The organism is Galactobacillus timonensis, from assembly GCF_900240265.1.
GTDB lineage: Bacteria > Bacillota_I > Bacilli_A > Erysipelotrichales > Erysipelotrichaceae > Bulleidia > Bulleidia timonensis.
Genome location: NZ_LT964739.1, coordinates 1,354,854 through 1,376,018, shown reverse-complemented (window position 1 = coordinate 1,376,018; position 21,165 = coordinate 1,354,854). Strand labels below are relative to the sequence as shown.

The window sequence follows — 21,165 nt, the reverse complement described above, 5'->3', positions numbered from 1 at the left end:
GAGATTTATCGCTCCGGTTTGACTCTAACCCCACACATTTCAAAAGCGCCAATTTTTTCATTCAGGCATGTACGCCGAGCACCTTGTAATCCTGTGCTTCGACAGCCTTCTTCAGATCCTCATCCTTGACGTCCCTGCTCAGGGTTACGATCGCATTTTTGCGGTCCTTGGAAACGTCCGCCGAAACAACGCCGTCAACGTCCTCCAGCGCCGTCTTGACACGCTTCTCGCAATGCTCGCACATCATTCCTTCAATATCCACTGTCTTGGTCATCTTCGTATCCTCCTTGTTTTCTTCGATGATTCCCGTATATGTATACCCGGCAGTTTCGACTGCCTTTTTCATTTCTTCTTCACGAGGCTGCTTCGTAAATGATACGACCGCCTTCTTCGCCTCATGATCCGCATGCACGTCCACAACGCCGTCAATCTTCTTCAGTGAATCCGCAACCGCCTTCTCGCAGTGCTCGCACATCATTCCATCAACACCGATGGTCATCGATGCCTCTTCCTTAGCCGGTTCTGCGGGAAGCGGGCAGGCTGTCACAGGCTGCTCCGTTTCCGGCAGTGCCTGATGTTTCAAAGGCTTATCATGCTTCGATGAATGAACATCAAACAGGTTCAGGCGCAGCGCATTCATGCATACCGTAAAGCTGGACAGCGACATTGCCGCCGCACCCCACATCGGTGAAATCGAGATGCCACGGTACAGACCTGCAGCCATCGGGATCAAAGCCACGTTATACGCAAACGCCCACACCAGGTTTTCATGAATCGTACGCAGCGCCTGCCGTGACAGACGAACCGCCGCCGCAACATCCGACAGCTTTGAGTTCATCAGAACGATATCGCCGCTGTCGATCGCAACATCTGTTCCACTGCCGATCGCAATGCCGATATCCGCGCGGGTCAATGCCGGCGCATCATTGATGCCGTCGCCGACCATCGCCGTCTTACCACGCTGCTGAAGCTTACGGATCACAGCCTCCTTCTCATCCGGAAGCACACCGGCAATTACCTTCTGAACACCGGCCTGCTTTCCGATCGCTTCCGCCGTCCGCTGATTGTCGCCCGTCAGCATCACGGTTTCAATGCCCATTGCCTGCAGCTGCTGAATTGCGCTGCGAGAGTCTTCCTTGATCACATCCGCCACGGCAATGACGCCGGCAAGCCTGCCGTCTTCCACAAAGAACAGCGGCGTCTTGCCCTGCGAAGCAAGTGCATCGGCCTTCTGTATCCAGGAATCATCCAGCTTCATCCGGCCCTGTACCGACTTCATCGACCCGCCATACAGAGTTTTTCCATTCTGCCGGGCCTGAACGCCATGTCCACTCAGCGCCTGGAAGTCTGTGACATCCTGTGCACTGAGATGTTCTTCTTCCGCCTTTTGAACGACAGCCTGCGCCAGAGGATGTTCACTCCTGGCCTCAAGATTCAGTGCAGACTGCAGAAGCTGTGTTTCGCTGGTTCCTTCCGCAGGAAGAATATCCGTAACTGTCGGTTTCCCCTTCGTGATCGTTCCGGTCTTATCAAAGGCGATGATCTGTACCTTGCCGGCATTTTCCATCGCTTCCGAAGTCTTGAAGAGGATGCCGTTCTTCGCACCCATTCCGTTAGCGACCATGATCGCAACCGGTGTCGCAAGTCCAAGTGCACACGGGCAGGAAATGACAAGTACCGCAATCGCGTGGCTCAAAGCCGTTGCCAATGGCGCTCCGACAATCAGCCAGATCACAAGTACAACGGCACTGATGGCAATAACAGCCGGCACAAATACTGCTGAAACCTGATCTGCAATCCGCGCAATCGGAGCCTTGGTTCCGGCCGCATCCGATACCATCTGAATAATCTGCGCAAAGGTTGTATCTTCACCAACCCGGGTCGCTCTGACCTTTAGATAGCCGGAGCTGTTGATTGTCGCAGCCGACACCTTATCACCAGGGCCCTTATCTACCGGAAGAGATTCACCGGTCAGAACACTTTCATCAATGGCGCTGGTTCCTTCTTCCACGATGCCGTCAACCGGAACTGCTTCCCCGGGCTTGACCGCGAAGATATCGCCCGCCTTCACTTCGTCGACACTGACGACCGTCTCCTTGCCATCCTTGAGGATAGTCGCCGTCTTCGGTGCCATCTTCATCAGATTCTTCAGAGCATCCGTCGTACGTCCCTTGGACATCGACTCCAGCATCTTTCCGATGGTAATGAAGGCAGGAATCATCGCCGCACTCTCGAAGTAGAGATCGTTATGATACAGCTCCATCAGTTCCATGTTCGAAGCATCGTTTGTGATCATGCCGCACATCTTGAAGAACACAAACGTACTCCAGCCAAAGGATACCGAAGAACCAAGAGCCACCAGCGTATCCATATTCGGACTGCCATGGAACAGACTCTTGAATCCCGAAACAAAGAAATCCTTGTTGATCAGCATCACCGCGATCGCCAGCAGCATCTGCGTCAGCGTCAGACCGAGATGATTATGCGTAAAATACGACGGCAGCGGCCAGTCCCACATGTTGTAGCCCATCGTAATGTACATGAGCGCCAGCACAAAGCCGATCGACAGCCACAGCCGCCTCTTCAGCTTCGGCGTCGTCGTATCCTTGAGGGCATCCTCTTCGGCCGCAAGCTTGGCCGACTCACCCTGAGCGGATTTGGCCTGGGCGCCTTTTACCTTTGCCGTGTAACCGGCATTTTCTACTGCCTTGATAATGTCAGCGTCCCGAGGATCACCTTCCACCGTCAGCGTATTTGTAAGCAGCGAAACGACAGCCGAATCAACTCCGGCAACCGCACCCGCAGCCTTTTCCACACGCGCCTGGCAGGAGGCACAGGACATACCTCCGATAATGTACTGCTTCATAAGCCCCTCTTTTCTATTTCATCAGCTTCTTCATCAGTTCCGCCAGCTCATCCAGGCTGGCATCGTTGCCATTGCGCACATCCTGGGCAACGCACCCCTTCAGGTGGCATGTCAGCAGTTCCTTGTTGAAACTGTTCAAAGCACTCTGCACCGCACTGACCTGAATCAGAATATCGGGACAGTACATGTCATTCTCAACCATCTTCTCAATGCCCCGGATCTGACCTTCCGCCCGCCGCAGACGAACCAGAAGATTCTTTTTTTCTTCCTCTGTACGCGGCATGTGGTGCATTTCCTTCATCGTTCTTTCTTTTGCCATACTTGTTCTCCAAGATACCCCCGGCCGGTATCTTCCGGAATCTTTTATATACCCCCGTGCCGTATATGTCAAGTGACGCACTAAAAAAGCAGGCCGGTACAAAGGATTCAACCATCGCGTCCCCCGGTCTGCTTTACTGCTAAGCCTGTCCCGCTTCCTCTGCCGCAACCATCTCTGACTTCCAGGCGAAGCGATGCTTCGCACCATCCGCTCCGATTTCACCAAAATCCACATCATATTCCTGATAGCCGAGTTTCTCCAGGATCTGCATGTTGCGATTGCGCAGCGGCTCATCACGCTCAAAGGAATATACATACGGCTCATCCACCGCATCCGGCCCGTAGCACGGCACATCCGGGTCCAGAGAAAATACACAGATATATCTGCATTCTTCCATATGTGTACGAAGCGCAAATCTCTGTGCACAGCGTTCCATCTCCCGGAAGATCCCCTGCCTGCGCCATGCCAGCGACACATAGGAGCTTCCCACGAGCATCACCTCATCATCCGCTTTTGCGTCAAAGGCGAAGTTCATGAACACAAGCTGCTCCAGATCCATCCAGTCCGACTCCCGCCGGCACACCTCAATGAATTCCGTATCCGACAGGATCGTCCCGACCGGACCATGAAAGCCCGAAAAATCCGCAATCAGCTGACCATCCGCATACACGAAAACGATCAGACGCTCCGTATCCTCATACAGCGGAATGGCGAAGGAAATATACGAATACTTCCCGATCCGTTCCACATCGTACCCATGCTTGAGATTCCAGGCATAGATCGCTTCCAGCGAAGCCGGAAGCGAATCCTCCAGAACACGCAGCGAAGTCCTCAACAAATCACTCATAACAGGATTGTACCCGCAACTGTCTCCATAATGCAGAAAAGCGATCACTATGATCGCTCACTCCCGTTCAGACTGATTGCGGCACATCCTCAAAAAACTGCCTCTCAAAGATCCGCTCCGGATTGTAGCGAAGTGCTGTCCACTGCTCGATCAGACGTGCCGCACTCACGTGCTTCACACCATCCGGCGTCGTAAACTTCGTAATCTTGTCCGGATGTTCCGGATCCTTCATGATCCTCTCCGTCGTATCCAGAAGATACTGCAGACATACCGGTGAAACATCCCATGCCCCGTGTCCTGGGAAGACACCGGAGATCTCAGGGAACCTCGGCTGCAGCTTCTTCAACGCATCGTGAAGTGCCTCAACCGTACCGTACTCACCATGCGGAGTACCGGCTTTCACACCTCTTCCACCGGTAAGATCACCCGCAAAAAGACAATGCGTCACATGGTCGTAATAGCCGCTCATGCCAAGCGTATGATGCGGAAGATGTACCAGTTCCACCTCATACCCATCACCAAGATCAAACAGATATCCATCCGGAACACCGACAATCTCATACGGCCGGTAGCTTTCCTTATGGTCCAGATCCACAATGATATCCTTCCGATCAAACTTCGTATACACCGGCTCACCCGGATGAACCGTCTCTCCCCAGACATCGAGATCATGTCCCGTCTGATTGAAAAGATAGTCCCAAATGTCCGGATTATTCTTTGTCTTTAGATCTGCCGCCTCATATTCATGGCAGTACACCCGATTAAACTGTGCATTGCCATAGGCATGATCAAAGTGTGCATGCGTATTGACCACGATCAGTTCCTTGTCACCGACAAGCTTATGAATCAGCCCTTTCAGATCGCCGACGCCGAAGCTCGTGTCCACAAGCAGCGCCTTCTTCGGCCCGTTGACCAGATACATCCACACATCGCCGGCACCGTCAAAGCTGTCATTGTACAGTGCCCATGTATTGTCACGTACCTGATAGACCTCCGTATAGGGATTGATGTCGGGATAGAACTGCTTCAGCGTGCTGAACTCCCGCAGAATCTTCATGAAGCTCCAGCGAACCGGATGTTCCGCCTCCTGAACAATGCGCCTGTCCTTCAGATCACTATGAATCGGACGCGGCATCCCGTAGTACAACGGCGACTTCCGAAAACTTCCCGGCATATCCAATCCCTCACTTTTCTTTTCATTATGCTAAACAAAAACCTGACCGTTTGAAGACCAGAATCCGCACCCTCCCGGATGAAAATTCTGAATTTCCATCCGCAGCAGGTAAAAAAAACAGTTGCACATCCCATTTATTAATATATCTTATTATAAGATACCTTATTAAATAGAATGCGAGGAGGACTTATGAAAATCGATGAAGATCTGCTCCATCAGCTGGGCATCATCCACGGATCCGTCCGAAGAATCCGCTTCTCAGACCCGGCCGATGACCCCGAAGAACTGCACGGCTACGGCCGCATGCTCAATGTACTGCGCCATCATCCGGGCATCACACAGAAACAGCTGGCCGAAACACTGGAGATCAGGCCCCAGTCTTTGACCGTCGCCATCAAGAAACTTGAAAAGATGGAGTTGCTTGAAAAGAAAAACAGTCCCAAAGACCAGCGCCAGAAGGAACTGTATCTCACGCAAGCAGGTATAGAAGCCGCCATCAAGCTCCATAACAAGCGCAGTAAGACCGCCGAAAAATGTTTTGGCTGTCTGAATGAAGAAGAGAAGAAACAGCTCTATGCCCTTCTCAGCAAAGTGTCAGCGTACTGTCGCAGTATAGAAAAGGAAGCGGAAGACTGACTATGTTCCGTTTAATGAAACAGATTATGACCCGTCACCAGTATTTCCTTCTGGTTCTGACGGTTATCTTTGTCCTGGGGCAGGTTGGTTATACCCTTCGCATGCCCGATTACATGGAGATGATCACGGAACTCGTCGAAACCGGCAGCGGAACATCGTCTGACATCGTACACAGCGGACTACTGATGCTTGGATGTGCCCTGGCGGCTGCCGCCAGCGCAATCCTTGCCCAGCTGTTTTCCGAGAAACTGTCCGCCTCCTTTTCCAGAGATCTGCGTAAAAAGATCTATGAACACATCGAAGCCTTTTCGCTGGCAGAGATGGACAGCTTCTCCACGGCCTCGCTCATTACCCGTTCCACCAACGATGTGACCCAGATACAGAACTTCCTTTCCAGGGGCCTGCGCTTTGCCATCATGGCTGTTACCTATGCCGTATGGGCAATGGTCAAGATTGCCAACCACTATCCCGCCTGGACCAAGCTCACAGTCATCGCCATGGTGTTCATGTGGCTGATCATCATTTTTCTGATCAATTATGCCCATCCCCGTCTGCGCAAGCGTCAGGAATACACCGACCGTCTCAGCCGCGTACTTCGCGAAAATCTGACCGGCATCTATGTCATCCGCGCCAACAACGCCGAAGACTATCAGGAACAGAAGTTTGAACACGAAAATGACGTTCTGGCCGAAAGTGAACGCAAAGCCCACCATGCCATGAGCCTCATGCGGCCGGCGATCAAGTTCACCTCCAACATGCTGATGGCGGGCATCTATCTCACCGGCGCCTCCATGATTGCCGCCGCCGGAGCCGCCGAACAGCTTACGGTCTTCTCCTCCATGGTCGTTTTCTCCTCGTATACGGCCAGCCTCATTCAGTCCTTCATGAACCTCAACGGCGCATTGAACATGTACCCGCGGGCAGCGATCTCGGCGGACCGTATCAAGGAAGTGCTGAGCCATTCGCCTTCCATCAAGGATGCTGCAGATCCCGTTTCACCTGCCCCGGAAGGCTGCCTCGAATTCCGTCACGTCAGCTTCACCTATCCTGGCACCCGCCGCAAGGCGCTCGATGATATCTGCTTCAAGGTCGAAAAAGGAAAGACGCTCGCCATCATCGGCTCCACCGGATCCGGAAAGACGACTCTCGTCAACCTCATTCCCCGCCTGTATGACGCCGATGAAGGTGAAATCCTCGTTGACGGCGTAGATGTGAAAAACATCGCCCAGAAGGAACTGCGCAGCCGCATCGGCTATGCCGCCCAGAAAGCGACGCTGCTTTCGGGAACCGTCGCTTCCAACGTCCATTACGGAAAGCATGAATCAAAGATGGACACCCACCAGGCGCTGGAAATCGCGCAGGCTGCCGAGTTTACCGACCGCATGGAAGGAAAGGATGATGCCCCGATTGCCCGCGGCGGATCCAATGTGTCCGGCGGCCAGAAACAGCGCATCTCCATCGCTCGTGCCATTCTGCGCACGCCCGAGTTCTATATCTTCGATGACGCCTTCTCCGCCCTTGACTACAAGACGGACCGCGCCCTGCGCGCAGCCCTGAAGAAGGAAACGGCAGGCATCACAACCGTTCTCGTTTCACAGCGCATCGAAACAATCCGCGACGCTGACGACATCATCGTCCTCGATGAGGGCAGAATCGTCGGCCAGGGAACACACAGCCAGCTGCTGAAGAACTGCTCCCTCTACCAGCAGATTGCCGCAACCCAGTATACGGAGGCATAACATGGCAAAAGATCCCTATCAGCTCGGTTCAATCAACTTCAAAAACAACCTCGGAGGAATGCGCAACAAAGCCGTCGAAAAGCCGAAAGACTTCAAAGGCGCCTTCCTGCGTCTGGTGCACTATGCCAAGCGCTGCCGCCGGATGATCATCGGCTCTGCTGTCGCAGCCATTGCCGGCGCCATCTTTTCACTTCTCGGTCCGGGGAGTCTCAGTTCCATCACCGATCTCATCAGCGAAGGCATGCAGACGGGCGCGTTCAACTTTGATGCCATCCGCAGCGCCGGTATCTTCCTGACCGCCTGCTATCTGCTCAGTTTCGCATTGACCTACGGCCAGAGCTTCCTCATGGTTTCCGCTGCCCAGGCCATGGGGCGTCAAATGCGCAATGACATTTCGAGCAAGGTCAACCGCATCCCTCTGTCCGCCTTTGGTTCGTCAAGCTTCGGCGACCTGATCTCGCGCACCACCAACGACGTCGAAACCATTGTCGATGCTCTGCAGATGGCGCTCCCGGACATTGTCAGTGCCATTGTCCTTTTCATCGGATCATCCATCTTCATGTTCCAGACCAACGTGACCCTTGCCCTGACGGCCATCATCACGAGTCTTGCCGGCTTCCTTCTGATCCGGCGCATCATCGCTTCTTCGCAAAAATACTTCCAGGGCACTTCCTATTACCTCGGTGCCATTGACGGCCATATCGAAGAAATCTATGCCGCCCATCTGCTTGTGAAGACCAGCGGCGCAGAACAGGAAAATGAAGCCGAATTCACGCATCTCAACAATTCACTGTATGAAAACAGCTGGAAGAGCCAGTTCTTTGGCGGCATCCTGATGCCCCTGATGCAGTTTGTATCCAATCTCGGCTATCTGCTGGTATGCGTCGTCGGCGCCCTCCTTGTACAGCGCGGGCAGATTACGTTCGGTGTCATTGTCGCCTTCATCGCCTATGTCAAACTGTTTACACAGCCGCTGGCTCAGTTGGCCCAGGCCATCACGAACATGCAGAGCTGCGCAGCCGCTGCTGAGCGTATCTTCAATTTCCTGGAAACACCGGAAATGGATCCGGAAACCAACAAGGTCAATAACTTTATCCCGACCGCCGGCGCCGTCAGCTTCGACCATGTTGATTTCAGCTATGTACCCGGCAAGCCGATCATCAAGGATTTCTCCATCCACATTCGCCCCGGGCAGAATGTGGCCATAGTCGGCCCCACCGGGGCCGGAAAGACGACACTGGTCAACCTGCTCATGCGCTTCTATGAAATCGATGACGGTACCATTTCCATCGACGGCATGAACACAAAGGACATGACTCGTGCCAACGTTCATCGCATGTTTTCGATGGTTCTTCAGGACACATGGACCTTTGAAGACACCATCCGCAACAACATAGCCTATGCCAGCCCCGGCGTCAGTGAGGAAGAAATAGAAGAAGCCTGCAGGGTTGTGGGCATTGATCACTTCATCCGCTCCCTGCCGCAGGGCTATGACACCGTACTGAAGGATGATACAAACCTCTCTGCCGGTCAGAAACAGCTGCTGACCATTGCCCGTGCTCTCGTAGCCAGAAAATCGCTTCTCATTCTGGATGAAGCGACCTCCTCGGTCGACACGCGTACGGAGCAGCTGGTACAGAACGCCATCGACCACCTGATGCACGGCAAGACGAGCTTCACCATCGCCCACCGTCTTTCCACGATCCGCAACGCCGACCTCATCCTCGTCATGAAGGACGGCCAGATCGTCGAACAGGGTAAACATGATGATCTGATCAAGGCCAACGGCTTCTATGCAAGCCTGTGGAACAGCCAGTTCGTCAATGCCGAGACCATTTAGCACCAACAAACAACAACCAGCCTTATGAAAACATGCGGGCATCCTCTACTGGATGCCCGCATGCCTGTCATTCAACGGAACAAAGCGAATGCTGGAAATATTGTAGACCGTTACAAATGCGGTCGGATCCGTCTGCTGCACATAGTTCATCAGCTTCTGATAGGAAGCCCGGTCCACGATGCATACGACCTCCCGGTGCTTTTCACCTTTATAGGCGCCATAGAACTCATACACCGAAGCGCCACTGTGAAGGTCATCGAGAATGAACTGAATCAGCTCCTGTTCATGATGTGTCACAATTGTGACTCTTCGCTTCAGACCGAAGCCGAAGATGAAATTATCCAGGATCACGCCGCTGAAATACGTACCGAGGACCGAGATCACAACCGTCTTGGAATCATAGGCAGCCGCGGAAGAAAGGGCGATGACCATGCCTGCCGCCGCACTTGCGCTGCCAAGCTCAAGATGGAAAAACTTGTTGATGATCTTGGCCAGAATATCCGTGCCGCCGGACGACGCATTGTAATGAAACAGAATCGTCTGCCCGACCGCAACAACCAGAATATAGCAGAGCGCATCCAGCATCTGATCCCCCGTCAGGGAGCTGTATCCCGGAAACAGCTGCTCCAGCACGCCAAGAAACACCGGCAGTAGAAGCGACGTATAGACTGTCTTGACGCCGAATTCCCTTCCGATCAACAGGAATCCCAGAATCAGCAGAATCACATTCATGATCATGACCAGCGTCGAAACCGGTAATGGAATGAAATTCTGAAGCACAATCGCAAGACCCGAAATGCTCGCAATCGCACAGCGTGAAGGCTCCAGAAAGAAAAATACAGCTGCCGCAACAATAAAGTCCGCACCCGCAATAATCAGCCAGGTTTGAATCGTGTCACCGCTTTGATATGCCTGCATACAATATGCCGCCCCTTTGCCTCCATGACTATACCATTCCATACCGTCCAAAGACATACAGAAACGCTAATGCTATATCACATCTATGAAAAAAGCGAGACTGTTCTTTTTCAGAAATCCTTTTAGAATATCTATTGTCCACAAGCAGCCGTATAATGCCGCGATACGGGCGGCAGTCTCTACCTGACACCGTAAATGTCAGACTATGGCGCAGACAAGCACCTTTTTCCCGTCTGCAGCGCGGATGCACGTGGGCAGTCCGTTTACAGAAAGGGGAAACAAGATGTCTAAACTTGCGGATTTTTTTCATTTTTCCGACCGCGGAACCTCTATGAAAGTAGAGCTGATCGCCGGCCTTACCACCTTCATGACCATGGCCTATGTACTGATCGTACAGCCGACGGCAATGGTCGGAACAGAAGCGGCACTCACTGACGCCAGCGGCCTGGTGCTCACCAAACAGTCGTTCGTCGTCGTCGTTTCACTGATTTCGGGCCTGATCACGATACTGATGGGGCTCTACTCCAACATGCCGTTCGCCCTCTCCACCGGCATGGGCAGCAACTTCCTGCTCGGCGGCATGATTCAGGCAGGTACCATCACCTTCTCGCAGGCGATGGGCATCATCCTCGTTGAAGGCGTCATCTTCCTCGTTCTCTCCATCCTGGGAGTCCGGGATCTGATCGTCCGCATCATTCCGAAAAACATCAAAATTTCCATTTCCACCGCGATCGGCTTCTTCATCGCCTATCTCGGTTTCAAAAACACCGGCCTGGCAACGTTCAACGGCGGCCTGGGCATGGGCGACTTCACAAGTCCCGCTGTCATCCTGGCTCTGATCGGCCTTGCCATCATCGCGCTGCTGACTGCGTATAAAGTCAAGGGTGCCATCCTCATCGGCATCATCGTCACAACCATCATCGGCATCCCGATGGGCGTCACCACCGTTCCTTCCACCTTCGCTGCTCTTCCGGACTTCACAGAGGTCGGCAACGTCGTCATGAAGCTCGATGTCACCCATATCTGGACAGCCGAAGGCATCGTCCTCATCTTCATTGCCTTCTTTGGCGACTTCTTCTCTACTCTGGGAACAGTGCTGGGCCTGGGTCAGCGCTGCGGCTGGCTCGATGAAAACGGCAACCTGCCCGGCATCGAGAAGCCCTTCCTCATCGATGCCATCGGCACCTGTGTCGGCGCCATCTTCGGCTGCACCACGGTCACAACCTATGTCGAATCTTCGGCCGGCGTCGAGGCCGGCGGACGGACTGGTCTGACCGCTGTCACGACCGGTATCCTCTTCCTCATCGCCATGTTCTTTGCGCCGGCAGTTCTGATGATTCCGGATGCCGCAACGGGCCCGGCTCTCATCTTCGTCGGCTTCATCATGGTCAAGGGCTTCAAGGACATTGACTTCTCCGACTTCACCGAAGCCTTCGGACCGTTTGTCATGATCATGTTCACGGTATTCATGGGATCCATGGCTACCGGCATCGCAGCCGGCATCCTGGCTCATGTCTTCATCAAGGTATGCACCGGACATGCAAAGGAAATTCATCCCGCAATGTATATTCTCTGCATCCCGCTGGCTCTCTATTTTGTAATGTGACGCACAGGGGAGAAAGAAAACCATGCTCAAACTGCTTCCGAAAGATACACGTGCACTGCTCAGGGCAGCTCTCGGCGAAATTGAAAGCGACACTGTCTTCACTAACGCCCGCATCGTCAACGTCTTCACCGGCGAAGTGCTGCTTGGCGACGTCTATGTCTACGACGGCTTCATCGCCCATGTCGAATATAAGAATCCCGGCGTCATCGACGTCCCCGTCAAGGAGAAGGTCGACTGCCGGGGCATGTACCTGATTCCCGGACTCATTGATGCCCACATGCACATTGAGTCCACGATGCTGACGCCGCGCAACTTTGCCAAGGCCGTCATCCCCAAGGGAACAACAACCGTCGTCACCGATCCTCATGAGATCGGCAACGTCTTCGGCGTCGAAGGCGTCAAATATATGCATGAAAGCTCCGAAGGGCTGCCGATGCGTCAGCTGATCGACATCCCATCCTGCATCCCCTCCGTTCCCGGCAAAGAATTTACAGGCGCCGTCTTCACCTCGAAAGAAGTTGAAGAACTTTCATCCCTCGAGCGCGTCATTGGTCTGGCCGAAATCATGGACTTCCTCGGCGTCATCCATGGCGACGAGCGTATGCTGTCGGAAATTGCCGTTGCCCGCGCCCACGGCCTCTATCTGCAGGGACATGCGCCGATGGTTTCCGGCCGCATGCTGTCGGCCTATCTGTGCGGCGGACCGGAGAGCGACCATGAATCCTCCATGGCTTCTGAAGCCCTTGAAAAATACAGACTCGGCCTGCGCATCGATATGCGTGAATCTTCCCTGACCAAGAACGTCAAGGAGATCTGGAAAGGTCTCAAGAATTCCCGCTACTTCGATACGCTGGATGTCTGCACCGACGATCGCGAATCGGAAGATATCCTGACAGTCGGCCATATCAACGATGTGCTGCGTCTGGCGATCAAAGAGGGCATGGATCCGATCGATGCCGTCAAGTCTGCCACCATAAACAATGCCCGCGAAATTCATATGGAACACCTCGGCGCCATCGCTCCTGGCTATGTCGCTGATCTCTGTGTTCTGCCTGATCTGAAGGCAATGGACATGCATCAGGTATACTTCGGCGGAAAGCTGACGGCAGAAGATGGAAAGCTGCTGGCCGACATCGAAGACAGGACCTATCCGATCGAAGAGCGCGACTCGATGAACTTCAGGCCGCTGACCGCCGACGATTTCGTCCTTAAGACACCGATTGAAAACGGCGAAGTTACTGTCAACTACATCGAATATACGGCACCCTATTCCGCCATCACGAAGAAGGCTGTCATGAAGGTCAAGGTCGAAAACGGCCGCATCATTCTTCCCGATGCTGACACCAAGTTCGTCGCCGTCGTCAACCGCTTCGGCCTCGATCACATTGCCCTGGCCATCGTCAAGGGAACAGGCAACACGACCGGCGCCCTGGCTTCGACCGTATCGCACGACTCCCATAACCTGACGATCGTCTACGATACGCCAGAGGATGCCCTGCTTTGCGCCAATACCCTCAAGGAGTGCAGAGGCGGCCTTGTGACGGTCAAGGACGGAAAAGTTCTTGCCCTTCTGCCGCTGCCGATTGCCGGCCTTCTTTCAAAGCTCGATGCCGAAGGTACCGCAGCTCTTGCCAGAAAGATGAAGGAAGCCGATCGCGAAGTCGGCCTCACGGAGCTTGAAAATCCGCTGCTGAGGATCGCGACGCTTGCCCTTCCGGTTGCGCCGGAAATCAAGATGTCCGATATCGGCATGATCGATGTCGCTACGCAGGAAGTGGTTCCTGTCTTCGTCGACTGAACTCCCGGACTGATATTGACAAAATCCGCTCAGGCAATGATCTGAGCGGATTTTTGCTATAATTCCACTGCATTGAAGCGAGGGGAACAGTTATGAAAATCGTAATCATCGACGGTCAGGGCGGAGGCATTGGAAAAGCACTTGTTACTGCCGCAAAGCAGAAACTGCCTCAGGCGGAGATCATCGCCGTCGGCACTAACAGCCGGGCCGCTGAAGCGATGCTCAAAGCCGGAGCAGACCATGTCGCAGCCGGAGAAAATGCCGTTGTAGTATGCGCAAAAAAAGCCGACTATATCATCGGCCCGATCGGTATTGTGATCGCTGATTCCATGTACGGAGAGATTACTGCCGCCATGGCATCTGCCATCGGTTCCAGCTCAGCGCAGCGCATCCTGATCCCTGTCCATCATTGTGACACGACCGTTGTCGGCGTGGAAGATTATGCGATCAGTCACCTGGCAGAGGCAGCCATCCGCACCATCGTCTCCCTGGCTTCCCCTCACTGATTGACTTCTCCAGAGTGCTCTGCTTGGCCAGAGCGGCTTTCATAGATCGCGCGGGCAGTCACGACTGCTGTAATCACGGAGGCAAGACAGCCAACATAGTTCATGATCGCAAAATTGAATACAACGAACATGAGCATATCGATCAAAAAGGCCCAGCGCAGTGCAGTCTGATTATCCCCGACCGTAAAGACGACAACCGTATACATGCCGTTTGCTACAACCGGAAGTAAGCCAAGCAAACCGCGGTTATTGAACCAGATACCAAGAACAACAGCCAGTACCGTGATCGTCCATTGCAGAACATTGGAGCGGATTCCCCGGATCGCAATGATATTCCGAAGCATACTGATCACATTCTGCACAACGGCACTATACCCCTTCAGGATGAGGGAACTGATGCTGTAGAAGCCCTGACTGACGCATTGCAAAAATAACATCTTTTTTACCGAATCCTGTTTGCTGCTGAGCGAATCGGTAACCATTGCACCAAGGCTTAACAGATTTCCAAACAGCACCTCAGACACCATCAGCTTTTTTCTCCTCTCCGGAAGGCTCCTGATCGAACCAGGTAATCACTATACAGCAATGTACATGGGAAAAGACAGCCTCTTTCCCATTTTTACTTTTCCCCGGTGTGCTTTTCTTTACCTTTTCCCAAAACTGTATCGATCCGCATTACACTTGAAATGGTACACAAAGAGGAGGAAACGCCATGGACATTCAGGAAATTCAAAAGCGTATCGAAGCAGGAAGAGATTTTCTCCATCCACGTGACACTGCACCCGAGGATTATGAAACGGATCAGCAGCTGAAGAAACCGCAGCCTCCCCTGGTCAAAGCACCCATGCGGAATGAGCGGATTGAACTGCCGAACAATTTTGACGCACTGCCCATAGAGCATGACTTTCTGAAGATCATCAACGGCCGCCGCAGCCATCGTATCTATACAGAAGAAAGCATGTCACTACTGTCGCTCAGCTATCTTCTCTGGTGTACACAGGGCATTCAGTCCATCCGCGGCAAAAGCTACGCAACGATGCGCACCGTACCGTGCGGAGGCGCCCGCCACGAATTCGAATGCTATATGATTTTGAGAAATGTAGAAAGCCTGCAGGACGGTTTCTATCACTATCTTCCCTGGTACCACGCCCTGGAGTTTCTTGGCACAAAGGATCCTGTCAGTACGGTCATGGCAGCGGCGCTGGATGAGCAGACCTGGGCAGCCAAAGCCAATGTTGTCTTTCTCTACAGCTATGTCTGCTATCGGGCCGAATGGCGCTATGGCATCGATGCCGCCCGCATGATCATGGCCGACGTTGGACACATCAGTGAAAACATGTATCTCGCCGCCGAAAGCATCCATCTTGGCGGCTGCGCGATCGGTGCCGTTGACGGTGGTTTCTGCGATCGGCTTCTTGGTCTCGACGGGAAAGATGAATTTACGATTTACGGCTTTACCATGGGAAGGATTTCCCGGGAAACGGAATACCACGAAGATGATATCTATGCCTTCGTAAAGGAACAGGGTCTATGACAGAAAAAGCAGAACGCTGCCCCTGGGCCGAAACCGACCCGTATTCCCTTGCCTACCATGATGAGCGCTGGTGCGTTCCTGTTCATGAAGATCAGGAACTGTTTGCCATGCTTATTCTGGAAGGATTGCAGGCAGGATTGTCCTGGCAGCTCATATTAAAGCGCGAAGAAGGAATCCGCAGCCTGACGGACAATCTGAATCCCGAAACCATTGCCCGCTACACGCAGGAAGATGAGGAGCGCCTGTGCAAAGATCCTCGCATGATCCGCTCCAAAGCAAAGATCCACGCCATGGTTACCAATGCCATCGCCTTTCTTCGTGTCCGGAAAGAATGGGGTTCCTTTGACGCCTACATCTGGCACTTCACAGACGGAAACGTAATCGATCACCGGCTGGTTCATCCTCAGGATATGCCGGCCAAAGATGCCCTTTCCCAATCTGTAAGTACAGATCTGAAGCGGCGCGGATTCCGCTTTACAGGCCCCGTAATCACCTATTCTTATCTGCAGGCGATCGGCGTCATCAACGATCATCTGATCACCTGTCCCTTCCATGATCATCCGGTAAAATAGAGTCATGAATACGAAATCCCGCTATTATCTCAGTGCCGTTGCGGCCATCTTCTTCTGGGGCAGCTCCTTTGTCGCAACAAAGCTGGCTTACGCCTCCTTCGGTCCTCTGACCGTGTGCTTTCTGCGCTTCGCACTGTCGCTGCTGATTCTCAAACTTGTGCGGATCATCCGCAAAGACAACAAGAAGCTTGAAAAGCAAGATGTACCGGTTCTGCTGGCGACCGGACTGCTGGGCATTTCCGTTTATTACGCCTGCGAAAATTATGCGCTGACGCTGACATCGGCGTCGGCCGCATCCCTGATTTCCGGCGCCTATCCGGCGATCACCGCTTTGATCGGTGCCCTGGTCTACCATGTCCACGTAACCAAAAAACAGGCGGCAGGCATTGCACTGGCAATGGCCGGCATCGTCATTCTGACGTCCGGAGGCAGCTTTTCAGGCTCCAACGTACGGCTGGGTAATGCCATCTTAATCTTCGACGGATTTCTCTGGGCGTTCTATAACTTTCTGATCCCGCACATCCGTCCCGCCTATTCCGTTCTTTCCATCACCTATTACCAGACACTGCTGGCGCTGCCGTTTCTGATTCCGGGCCTGTTTCTGGAAGGACACGCATCGATGACCATTACCCCTTCTGCGATCTGGGCCCTCTTGTATCTGGCGGTTGGCTGCTCCGTCCTTGCCTATCTGCTGTACAACTTCTCTCTGCGCGGCATTTCACCCTCGGCAGCCGCGGCCATCATGAATCTGATGCCGGTCTTCGGATTACTGCTTTCCGCAATCATCCTGAATGAATCAATCACGCCCGCCAGTGCAGCCGGCGGCGTCATCGTCATTCTCGGCGTCCTGCTCAGCGCAAAATAAACGCCGGAAGATGCTGTCTTCCGACGCCAGGAATACCATTCTTGCATGAAACGTATCGGGATGCTGGCGAACGACGTAAGCCGTCGCTTCCTCCGGCGTCTCCTTTTTTACGCCTTCCATCCATGCGGCCATGATGCCCAGGAAATAGCCGGCACGGATCGCAATCACATTGCGCGAATCAGCATCCTGCAGATTCAGGCCGCGCCTCTTCATATACGCAACCAGGATCGGTCCGTAGTTGGTAAAGGCCGCATACACTAGATCAACCCGATGAGCCTTGAATATGATTTCCAGCACCTCCAGATTCTTCGGATCCATCCAGTAGCGAAACACATAACAAATGAATTCCCCGTCCTGCTTCAAAGGCGGATTGCTTTCGCAGAAACCCGACAGTACCTCCTTGAACTGCCGGTCACACTTCCATCTCAGCAAATCCGCAACTTCGTCAAAGTTATGGTAAAAGGTCGACCTTTTGGAAATATCACTTACCGTAATCCTGTCAAAATCCTATTCCTGCAGAGCACGCAGCAACCCTTGGTAAAGCAGATCAGCCGGGCGCTCCGTGCGCGGATCATCCTTCAGGTTCATCATACGGGCTTATCTGAAAAAAATCATAGCAGAAATCGCCGGATCAGCGCAGCAGAACGTCTTTGTAAACCTGATCCAGATGGCGGTACACCGGCTTGAGACGCGGGAAAATATCTCGGTACACTTCCTCGTACAGACGCTGATAAATCGCATGTACCGGGGGCCGTGGATCAAACTGTTTCTGCGTACGTACGCAGGCAGAAACCGCCGTTTCAAAATCAGGGAAAACCTTCATGCCCACAAAGGTGCTGATAGCGGCCCCGATGCCGGTCGCCTCATAGGACTGGGTACGGATCACCGGGACACCATACATGTCCGCAGAAATCTGACAGATCTCATCACTCTGGGATCCGCCGCCGCCGACCGCAATCGCATCGAAATTCTGACCCGAACGCTTCTGAATCCCGCGGATCCCGTCAATCAGCGCAAAGTTGATCCCTTCCACGATGGCGCGGTAAATATGGATGCGCGTATGCACATCACTGAAGCCGACGATCGCGCCTTTGGCATACGGCATCGTCACATTGGGCGTAAAGTACGGCTGCAGAAACAGGCCGTCGCATCCCGCCGGAATACCGGCGAGCTTCTCATCCAGCAGCTGCTCTGCCGAGATGCCCAGCTGTTTTGCCTGCTGTACTTCCTTCTGGGCAAATTCTTTTTTGAACCAGGAGATCAGCCAGTATCCCCGGTAGATTTCAAACTCCGGATTGTATTTTCCCGGAATCAGGGCCGCATATGCTGGCACAAAGCGCTCCGGTTCCGTATATTCATCGGACATATAGGTAAAGGTCGCCGTTGTTCCCAGGCCGATGGCTCCCCGGTTACTGCTGACGCAGCCCAGACCGATCAGTTCGCATGCCTTGTCCGATCCCGACGCATATACCGGCAAGCCAACGGATAATCCGCTGTCTTTGGAAAATGATGCACTGATGTTTCCGCAGACTTCACCGGCTTCCGCAAGTTCGCACAGCTTCTCAGGCTCAACCGGATAAACAGGATACGTCAGCGCAGAGGAAGAATACCACTTGCGGTGCTTGTTATCGAAAGGAATGTGACCGATCATAGAAGCCTTGGAATCGACCATGCGGCCGGTCATCCGGTACAGCAGATACCCGCTCAGCAGTAGATATTTGTACGTCTTCTTCCATATTTCCGCCTCATTTTCCCGGATCCAGTTACAGTGACTCTTGGCATACTGCAGATCAACGATTGACGACGCTCCGGCAGCGCGGAATACAGCTTTGCGCGTTACCGGCATTTGCGGCTTTCCGTCTGCCATCCGCTTATCGAGCCATAGAATCGCCGGCCGCAATGGCTTTCCTTCCTGATCGACACAGACGACCGTGTCGCGGATCGTTGTAATGGTGACTGCCTGTACACGGGCAAACAGATCTGGCGACGCCTCCTTTACGCTGCGGCAGGTATCACAGATGGTGCGGTAATACATATCCGGATCCTGCTCCGCCCAGTCCGTCTGCGGAGAAATATAGGGTTTCTCATAGGGGTGTTTCTTTTTGGCGAGAATGTCGCCATGGCTGTCAATGATCAGTGTCCGTGCCGACTGGGTGCCGACATCGAAAACCAGGACCAGAGGATCACTCGCTGCTGTCATTGGGACGAATATCCTCCCGCGTATAGTGCTTCTCGCTCTCCGGCGTATCCAGGCCCAGCGTACCGCCCGGATTCATCAGATGATCCGGATCAAAGTAATCGCGCAGCGTACGAATGACGCCGTATTCCGTATGGCCGAGGCTGCCTTCGAGCCACGGTCCGAACATCTTGCCGATGCCATGGTGATGACTCATGGCGGCACCCGACTTCTGAATCGCGTCGAGGATGCTCGAATGGTAGCGACGGAACTCCTGCGCATTGTCCATGCGCGTAATGAAGATGAAATAGAGATTGGCTCCCTGCGGATAGCAGTGCGACATATGTGTCGTCACAATTGTATCGGGCAGAGCGTGGCACACCTTGCGCACTTCGCGGTGCACCTTTTCCATATTCGACCAGTTGACAGTGCATTCCAGCGTGTCGGTCATGATACCGAAATCCAAAAGAGTATCACGCAGATACGGGTCGTTGAATCTACCCTTTTCCCAGCTCTTGGTCACAAACGATGTCAGACTCATACCGCCGAACGAGCGGGCGATGCGGGCAATATTCCTGGCGACATTTTCGCTGTATCCCTTTTCCCCGTCCGTATAGCCAAGAAACAGACACCGTTCCATGTCCTTGTACCCGCGATGGTTCAACAGGTTCCACAGCGGCGTCTCATCGACGTTGTACAGCCTTAACATGAGGTTGGTTTCCTCCGGGTCCGAGAGGCGGAAGACGCTGGCAAAGCCCGCTTCGCACTGCATCATCTCACGGGCTGCCGCCATTGCCGTCGGCCAGTCTTTGAAGATGTAGGAGAAGCGCTTGCGGTTTTCGGGCATGTAGCGATGTACCTTCAGCGTCACTTCGGTCAGGACGCCGAACGTTCCTTCGCTGCCCATCATGATCTGGTTCAGATCCGGTCCCGTCGCCTGGCGTGGATAATGGCTTGTCTGCACCGTTCCGATCGGAGTCGCATATTTCTGTAACAGCACAATGTCCGTAATACAGCCATAGTAAGTGCTGTTCTGCCCGGCGCCACGGGTAACGGTCCAGCCACCGACGCTGCTGTATTCAAAGGACTGCGGGAAGTGGCCGCAGGTATAGGCACGGGCTGCGCCGAAGCGTTTGACGGCCTCGTTCAGGTTCTTTTCCAGATCCGGCCCCGACATGCCTGCCTGCACCGTGATCGTCTGATCGACTTCATTGAAATCGAGCACCTTGTTAAAGCGCTTGCGCATATCCAGGGAGATGCCGCCTTTAGTCGGTTCAACGCCCATCGTGACCGAGGAGCCGCCGCCATAGACATAGAGCGGAATCTTATTCGCACAGCAGTAGGCAACGATCTCTTCCACCTGCTTCGTCGTATCGGGATAGACGACCGCATCCGGAAGCGAATCAACCGTGTGCTGACGAAGACGCAGCGTATCAAAGCCCGTCTTGCCATAGGCCACCGCAAGGCGCGGATAATCTTCCGTCGTCACATAGTCGTCGCCAACGATCCGCCGCAGTGCCTCAAGATGTTTCTCTTCCAGATGGCAGGGCGCATTGAGTACGACCTTCTCCATGCCGATGTCGCCGTCATAGTGGGAGAAGTCTTCATCGGTCATATGGAAGGTGGATTTGATCAGTTTATACAGAGATTCCTTGGGGTATTTGACAAAGTCAGGATCGCCCCAGCGGAAGATGGAACGCCAGCTGTCTTTCGGTGCCGGTTCCTTGACCCATTTGGGTTCAAATCCCTGATACGGTTTGTTGGCCATG

18 protein-coding genes and 1 riboswitch are annotated in these 21,165 nt (G+C 53.6%); of the genes, 9 read left to right on the top strand and 9 right to left on the bottom strand.

Annotated features, from left to right (window positions below; all coding sequences use genetic code 11):
- Positions 1–61 precede the first annotated feature (61 nt).
- The 4 genes from C1714_RS06465 to C1714_RS06450 all read right to left on the bottom strand — a co-directional run bounded on the left by C1714_RS06465 (position 62) and on the right by C1714_RS06450 (position 5,206).
- Positions 62–2,866, bottom strand: coding sequence for a heavy metal translocating P-type ATPase (locus C1714_RS06465; protein WP_102342415.1), 2,805 nt, complete (start codon positions 2,864–2,866; stop codon positions 62–64).
- 13 nt (positions 2,867–2,879) lie between these two features.
- Positions 2,880–3,185 (bottom strand): metal-sensing transcriptional repressor, encoded by a 306-nt coding sequence (locus C1714_RS06460; RefSeq protein WP_245305067.1) that lies wholly within the window; start codon positions 3,183–3,185, stop codon positions 2,880–2,882.
- A gap of 139 nt (positions 3,186–3,324) precedes the next feature.
- On the bottom strand, positions 3,325–4,032 hold the full coding sequence (locus C1714_RS06455; RefSeq protein WP_102342414.1) for a hypothetical protein: 708 nt from the start codon (positions 4,030–4,032) through the stop codon (positions 3,325–3,327).
- 67 nt (positions 4,033–4,099) lie between these two features.
- Complete coding sequence (locus tag C1714_RS06450; protein ID WP_102342413.1) at positions 4,100–5,206, bottom strand: MBL fold metallo-hydrolase; 1,107 nt, start codon at positions 5,204–5,206, stop codon at positions 4,100–4,102.
- Positions 5,207–5,395: 189 nt separating this feature from the next.
- On the opposite strand from C1714_RS06450, the gene C1714_RS06445 reads away from it, so the two are divergent.
- The 3 genes from C1714_RS06445 to C1714_RS06435 are packed head-to-tail and all read left to right on the top strand — an operon-like array spanning position 5,396 to position 9,421.
- The gene (locus tag C1714_RS06445) at positions 5,396–5,842 is read left to right on the top strand and encodes a MarR family winged helix-turn-helix transcriptional regulator (protein WP_167849952.1); all 447 of its coding nucleotides are present in this window, start codon (positions 5,396–5,398) and stop codon (positions 5,840–5,842) included.
- Between the two features lie 2 nt (positions 5,843–5,844).
- Positions 5,845–7,581, top strand: coding sequence for an ABC transporter ATP-binding protein (locus tag C1714_RS06440; RefSeq protein WP_102342411.1), 1,737 nt, complete (start codon positions 5,845–5,847; stop codon positions 7,579–7,581).
- A 1-nt stretch (position 7,582) separates the two neighbouring features.
- Positions 7,583–9,421: an ABC transporter ATP-binding protein gene (locus C1714_RS06435; protein ID WP_102342410.1), complete on the top strand. Its 1,839-nt coding sequence runs from the start codon at positions 7,583–7,585 to the stop codon at positions 9,419–9,421.
- 45 nt (positions 9,422–9,466) lie between these two features.
- On the opposite strand, the gene C1714_RS06430 is transcribed toward C1714_RS06435, so the two are convergent.
- Complete coding sequence (locus C1714_RS06430) at positions 9,467–10,339, bottom strand: YitT family protein (protein WP_102342409.1); 873 nt, start codon at positions 10,337–10,339, stop codon at positions 9,467–9,469.
- A gap of 128 nt (positions 10,340–10,467) precedes the next feature.
- Positions 10,468–10,565, top strand: a riboswitch (purine riboswitch).
- Positions 10,566–10,670: 105 nt separating this feature from the next.
- On the opposite strand from C1714_RS06430, the gene C1714_RS06425 reads away from it, so the two are divergent.
- The 3 genes from C1714_RS06425 to C1714_RS06415 all read left to right on the top strand — a co-directional run bounded on the left by C1714_RS06425 (position 10,671) and on the right by C1714_RS06415 (position 14,249).
- Complete coding sequence (locus C1714_RS06425) at positions 10,671–11,945, top strand: NCS2 family permease (protein ID WP_245305066.1); 1,275 nt, start codon at positions 10,671–10,673, stop codon at positions 11,943–11,945.
- Between the two features lie 22 nt (positions 11,946–11,967).
- On the top strand, positions 11,968–13,743 hold the full coding sequence (ade, locus tag C1714_RS06420) for an adenine deaminase (protein WP_102342407.1): 1,776 nt from the start codon (positions 11,968–11,970) through the stop codon (positions 13,741–13,743).
- Positions 13,744–13,835: 92 nt separating this feature from the next.
- Positions 13,836–14,249 carry a DUF3842 family protein gene (locus C1714_RS06415; protein WP_102342406.1) on the top strand — a complete coding sequence of 138 codons (414 nt, stop codon included), beginning with the start codon at positions 13,836–13,838 and terminating at the stop codon, positions 14,247–14,249.
- Here the strand turns inward: C1714_RS06415 and C1714_RS06410 are convergent.
- Positions 14,243–14,776, bottom strand: coding sequence for a YgjV family protein (locus C1714_RS06410; RefSeq protein ID WP_102342405.1), 534 nt, complete (start codon positions 14,774–14,776; stop codon positions 14,243–14,245). The genes C1714_RS06415 and C1714_RS06410 overlap by 7 nt on opposite strands.
- A gap of 185 nt (positions 14,777–14,961) precedes the next feature.
- On the opposite strand from C1714_RS06410, the gene C1714_RS06405 reads away from it, so the two are divergent.
- The 3 genes from C1714_RS06405 to C1714_RS06395 are packed head-to-tail and all read left to right on the top strand — an operon-like array spanning position 14,962 to position 17,220.
- The gene (locus C1714_RS06405; RefSeq protein WP_102342404.1) at positions 14,962–15,783 is read left to right on the top strand and encodes a SagB/ThcOx family dehydrogenase; all 822 of its coding nucleotides are present in this window, start codon (positions 14,962–14,964) and stop codon (positions 15,781–15,783) included.
- Positions 15,780–16,355, top strand: a complete 576-nt coding sequence (locus C1714_RS06400; protein WP_102342403.1) for a DNA-3-methyladenine glycosylase I — start codon at positions 15,780–15,782, stop codon at positions 16,353–16,355. The genes C1714_RS06405 and C1714_RS06400 overlap by 4 nt, the downstream gene beginning before the upstream one ends.
- A 4-nt stretch (positions 16,356–16,359) precedes the next feature.
- Complete coding sequence (locus C1714_RS06395) at positions 16,360–17,220, top strand: DMT family transporter (protein WP_102342402.1); 861 nt, start codon at positions 16,360–16,362, stop codon at positions 17,218–17,220.
- Here the strand turns inward: C1714_RS06395 and C1714_RS06390 are convergent.
- The 3 genes from C1714_RS06390 to C1714_RS06380 form a co-directional block, all read right to left on the bottom strand.
- On the bottom strand, positions 17,152–17,652 hold the full coding sequence (locus C1714_RS06390; RefSeq protein ID WP_102342401.1) for a hypothetical protein: 501 nt from the start codon (positions 17,650–17,652) through the stop codon (positions 17,152–17,154). The genes C1714_RS06395 and C1714_RS06390 overlap by 69 nt on opposite strands.
- Before the next feature lie 199 nt (positions 17,653–17,851).
- Positions 17,852–19,420 carry an FGGY-family carbohydrate kinase gene (locus tag C1714_RS06385; RefSeq protein WP_102342400.1) on the bottom strand — a complete coding sequence of 523 codons (1,569 nt, stop codon included), beginning with the start codon at positions 19,418–19,420 and terminating at the stop codon, positions 17,852–17,854.
- Positions 19,404–21,164, bottom strand: a complete 1,761-nt coding sequence (locus C1714_RS06380; protein ID WP_102342399.1) for an FAD-binding oxidoreductase — start codon at positions 21,162–21,164, stop codon at positions 19,404–19,406. Before C1714_RS06380 ends, C1714_RS06385 begins: the two co-directional genes overlap by 17 nt.
- Between the last annotated feature and the right edge of the window lies 1 nt (position 21,165).

Excerpts from the sequence above, each read along its gene's own strand:
- C1714_RS06465 (WP_102342415.1), bottom strand. The coding sequence starts at position 2,866 with ATGAAGCAGTACATTATCGGAGGTATGTCCTGTGCCTCCTGCCAGGCG.
- C1714_RS06460 (WP_245305067.1), bottom strand. The coding sequence starts at position 3,185 with ATGGCAAAAGAAAGAACGATGAAGGAAATGCACCACATGCCGCGTACA.
- C1714_RS06455 (WP_102342414.1), bottom strand. The coding sequence starts at position 4,032 with ATGAGTGATTTGTTGAGGACTTCGCTGCGTGTTCTGGAGGATTCGCTT.
- C1714_RS06450 (WP_102342413.1), bottom strand. The coding sequence starts at position 5,206 with ATGCCGGGAAGTTTTCGGAAGTCGCCGTTGTACTACGGGATGCCGCGT.
- C1714_RS06445 (WP_167849952.1), top strand. The coding sequence starts at position 5,396 with ATGAAAATCGATGAAGATCTGCTCCATCAGCTGGGCATCATCCACGGA.
- C1714_RS06440 (WP_102342411.1), top strand. The coding sequence starts at position 5,845 with ATGTTCCGTTTAATGAAACAGATTATGACCCGTCACCAGTATTTCCTT.
- C1714_RS06435 (WP_102342410.1), top strand. The coding sequence starts at position 7,583 with ATGGCAAAAGATCCCTATCAGCTCGGTTCAATCAACTTCAAAAACAAC.
- C1714_RS06430 (WP_102342409.1), bottom strand. The coding sequence starts at position 10,339 with ATGCAGGCATATCAAAGCGGTGACACGATTCAAACCTGGCTGATTATT.
- C1714_RS06425 (WP_245305066.1), top strand. The coding sequence starts at position 10,671 with ATGAAAGTAGAGCTGATCGCCGGCCTTACCACCTTCATGACCATGGCC.
- ade (WP_102342407.1), top strand. The coding sequence starts at position 11,968 with ATGCTCAAACTGCTTCCGAAAGATACACGTGCACTGCTCAGGGCAGCT.
- C1714_RS06415 (WP_102342406.1), top strand. The coding sequence starts at position 13,836 with ATGAAAATCGTAATCATCGACGGTCAGGGCGGAGGCATTGGAAAAGCA.
- C1714_RS06410 (WP_102342405.1), bottom strand. The coding sequence starts at position 14,776 with ATGGTGTCTGAGGTGCTGTTTGGAAATCTGTTAAGCCTTGGTGCAATG.
- C1714_RS06405 (WP_102342404.1), top strand. The coding sequence starts at position 14,962 with ATGGACATTCAGGAAATTCAAAAGCGTATCGAAGCAGGAAGAGATTTT.
- C1714_RS06400 (WP_102342403.1), top strand. The coding sequence starts at position 15,780 with ATGACAGAAAAAGCAGAACGCTGCCCCTGGGCCGAAACCGACCCGTAT.
- C1714_RS06395 (WP_102342402.1), top strand. The coding sequence starts at position 16,360 with ATGAATACGAAATCCCGCTATTATCTCAGTGCCGTTGCGGCCATCTTC.
- C1714_RS06385 (WP_102342400.1), bottom strand. The coding sequence starts at position 19,420 with ATGACAGCAGCGAGTGATCCTCTGGTCCTGGTTTTCGATGTCGGCACC.
- C1714_RS06380 (WP_102342399.1), bottom strand. The coding sequence starts at position 21,164 with ATGGCCAACAAACCGTATCAGGGATTTGAACCCAAATGGGTCAAGGAA.